This window comes from Clostridium sp. ZBS15 (assembly GCF_023845705.1).
GTDB classification, from domain to species: Bacteria; Bacillota; Clostridia; order Clostridiales; family Clostridiaceae; genus Clostridium; species Clostridium aquiflavi.
Genome location: NZ_JAMQHY010000009.1, coordinates 170,901 through 174,327 on the forward strand (window position 1 = coordinate 170,901; position 3,427 = coordinate 174,327).

Annotated in this window: 3 protein-coding genes; 2 read left to right on the top strand and 1 reads right to left on the bottom strand. The window is 27.5% G+C overall.

What is annotated here, in order from left to right:
* The first annotated feature begins 120 nt into the window (after positions 1-120).
* On the top strand, positions 121-909 hold the full coding sequence (locus NG904_RS04640; RefSeq protein ID WP_252230157.1) for an HAD family hydrolase: 789 nt from the start codon (positions 121-123) through the stop codon (positions 907-909).
* Positions 910-1,331: 422 nt separating this feature from the next.
* Here NG904_RS04640 and NG904_RS04645 read toward each other — a convergent pair whose 3' ends face one another.
* Complete coding sequence (locus tag NG904_RS04645) at positions 1,332-2,291, bottom strand: D-2-hydroxyacid dehydrogenase (protein WP_252230159.1); 960 nt, start codon at positions 2,289-2,291, stop codon at positions 1,332-1,334.
* Between the two features lie 236 nt (positions 2,292-2,527).
* Between NG904_RS04645 and NG904_RS04650 the strand changes: the two genes are divergently transcribed.
* A complete protein-coding gene (locus NG904_RS04650; protein ID WP_252230161.1) occupies positions 2,528-3,391 on the top strand; it encodes a 50S ribosomal protein L11 methyltransferase in 864 nt (287 codons plus the stop codon).
* Positions 3,392-3,427: the final 36 nt, after the last annotated feature.

Genomic DNA, 3,427 nt, shown 5'->3' on the forward strand with positions numbered 1-3,427 from the left:
GACTATACTCATTTTAGCATTCCTAAGTTCAATTACTCAGTCCACTTTGCTTATGCATATATCAACACTTTGCTAAAACATAGCCTAAATTAAAAGTACAAGCACTTTAAGGAGGACTTTATGATAAAATTAATCGCAACAGATATGGATGGAACTTTATTAGATGAAAAAGGACATTTACCAGAAAGCTTCACAGAAGTTTTAGATTTAATAACAGAAAAAGATGTTAAATTAGTTATAGCTAGCGGTAGACCATATGCTACATTACAAACAAACTTTGGTCCAATAGCTAATAAACTATCATATATTACTGATAACGGAGCATTAGTATATGATAATAATAAATTAATATTTAAGGATGTTATAGAAAAGAACTTGGTACAAGATATAATAAAAACAGCTAAAAATATAGAAAATACTACTATAGTATTATGTGGAGCAGAATGTGCTTATATAGAAAATTGTTCTGAAGAATACTTAAAAGAAATACAAAAATATTATGTAAAATATGAAGTTGTTGAAGATATCTCTAAAGTTGAAGATGATATAATCAAAGTTACTATATGTGATTTAGATCACGCAATCAAAAATTCAAATCCAGTTATAAATCCATTATTCGGAAATGACTTAAACGTAGTTGTAGCTGGTGAAATCTGGCTTGATATAATGAATAAAACAGTAAACAAAGGTACTGCTTTAAGAAAAATAATGGAAGCTGATAATATCTCAAAAGAAGAAACAATGGCATTTGGAGATTACTATAATGATATAGAAATGTTAAATGAAGCTGACTTTAGCTTTGTTATGAAAAATGCTCCAGAAGACATGAAACAACATGCAAAATACATAGCAGAAAGCAATGAAGATTACGGTGTATTAGGAGCTATAATGGAACATGTGGTTCTATAATATCCAAGTGTTAATATATGCATAAATTGAAACTTAAATAATTCCTTGAATAGAAAAGGAATTACATTATGAAAATAGCAATTTTTATAGCATTTTTAGCTACCGAAGTAGTTCTTTATGCAGTTTCTAAAAATAAATGTAAGTAATTTTTCTCTGTATATAAAATAAATGGATACCTTGTAAAGTATGTGTTAATATATGTAATAGGCAAATTGGCATTGTAATTGGACTTTGAGAATCCTTAAGTGAGAACCTAAATTTTATATTTAGCTTTTCGAACTTACTCAGCGAAGTCGAGTTTCATTTTGATAATCACATTTACTGCTTGTCTTAATTTTATATTAGGAACAAGCTAAAATGGGACAATACTCATTTTAGCATTCCTAAGTTCAATTACTCAGTCCACTTTGCTTATACATACATTAACACTCTACTCTATTTTTCATTTTACCCTTATTATAAACTCTTATGTTTTCTAATAAATCGTTAAATAATCTATTTCTTGCTTCTTCACTTGCCCATGCTATATGAGGACTTAAAACTAATTTTTCTTTATTTTTAACACTTAATAATGGATTGTTTTCTGGAATTGGCTCTATTTCAAATACATCTAAGCCTGCACCACCTATTAAGTTTTCATCTATAGCCTTTGCTAAATCTGCATCCACTACTATTGGACCTCTTCCCATATTAATTAATATGCTGTCTTCTTTCATCTTCTTAAATGCTTCATAATTCATTAATCCTTTTGTATTTTCATTTAGTGGAGCATGTATAGATATTACATCTGCTTTCTCTAATAATTCTTCAAAAGACACTCTATCATATTCTGAATTTGAGTTCTTTCCTGAAGTTGAATAGTAAACTACTTTACATCCAAATGCATCTGCAATTTTAGCAACTCTTTTTCCAATAGCTCCAAGTCCAATTATTCCCCATACCTTACCATCAATATCTTTATAAACTTCATCTACATTAGTAAAGATATTAGATCTTGAATATTCTTTAGACTTAACATAATTATCAAAATATGAAATCTTATCATATAAATTAAGTGCCATAGCAAAAGTATGTTGTGCTACTGTATTTGTAGAATATCCAGCTACATTAGTTACTGCTATATTATTTTCTTTAGCATACTTTATATCTATATTATTAAATCCAGTTGCCATTTCACAGATCAACTCTAAATTTTTAGCATTCTTTAAATTATTTTCATTTAATACAACTTTATTAGTTAATACTATATTAGCATTTTCTATTCTTTCTTCTACTTCATTGCTTGAAGTTAAATCATAATATGTTACCTTGCCAAATTCGTTAAGTTTTGAAAAATCTACATTTCCTAATGTTTTTCCATCAAGTACTACTATTTGCTTCATAAAAATAAGACCCCTCTCTATACTTCAATTAATTTTTATTATATCATAAGCTACATTATTTAAAACTATCCTCACTTTAAATTTCCGTATTGTATCATGTATGCCTTAATGTTAAACTTTATCTAAGAATACAAATTTGTAAAACAAATTATCTTTTAAGTTAATATTAATATCATAGTATAATATTAGCATTAACTTAAAAGATATCAACAAATTCAAATACAAGGAGATTTTTTATGTTTATTATTACTTACAAAATACCATATCAAAATGTAGACACTTCTATTGAAAAACTTCAATTCAATGATATTTTTAATGTGTTTTACGAAAGTCCACTAGAAATAACTACAGATGAATTTGGATATGGATTTATAGAAAAAGATGATGTTATTATCGACTTCAAAGTAGCTTTTGATGGTGATGAATGTGATCTTAATGACTTTACAAACAAAGTTAATTCTATTCTTGAATTAACGCCAGACAATACGGTTGAAGAAAATTATAATTATGAAGAAACGCATTTTCCTGCTATACATATAGATGACACTTGGGTAATAGCTTCTCCGGAAGAAGATTTTCCTGAAAAACAAAAAATAAATTTTATATCTCAAGGTGCTTTTGGAACTGGAATGCATGAAACCACTCAAGATATATTAAGATACATTTTATCTCAAGATTTCACTGGATTAGATGTATTAGATATAGGTACTGGTTCTGGAATACTTTCATTAGCTACAAGTGTTAAAAACGCTAAAAGAGTATGTGCTTTAGACATTAGAGATGTACATGAAGAAATAGAATTCAACTCTTCTTTAAATAACATTACTAATATTGAGACCTTTGTTGGTGATGCTTTAAGTAATGAAGTAGTTATAGATGACAAATTTGATTGGATCTATATAAATATAGGTGGAGAAGAAACTGAAATGTTTATGGATTATATAAATGATCATATAAAAGAAAATGGTAAGCTTCTAGTTTCAGGCTTAGTTGAATGGAGTTTCAATTCTGTTAAAGAAAAAGTTGAAGCTAAAGGTTATATTATGGAACATAAGATTCAAACAAACGAATGGTGTACAGCAATATTTAATAGAAAATAATTATATATTGGGAACAAGCTAAAATGGGACTATACT

Bases quoted from the DNA above. Each gene is read 5' to 3' on its own strand.
- NG904_RS04640 (WP_252230157.1), top strand. From the start codon at position 121: ATGATAAAATTAATCGCAACAGATATGGATGGAACTTTATTAGATGAA.
- NG904_RS04645 (WP_252230159.1), bottom strand. From the start codon at position 2,291: ATGAAGCAAATAGTAGTACTTGATGGAAAAACATTAGGAAATGTAGAT.
- NG904_RS04650 (WP_252230161.1), top strand. From the start codon at position 2,528: ATGTTTATTATTACTTACAAAATACCATATCAAAATGTAGACACTTCT.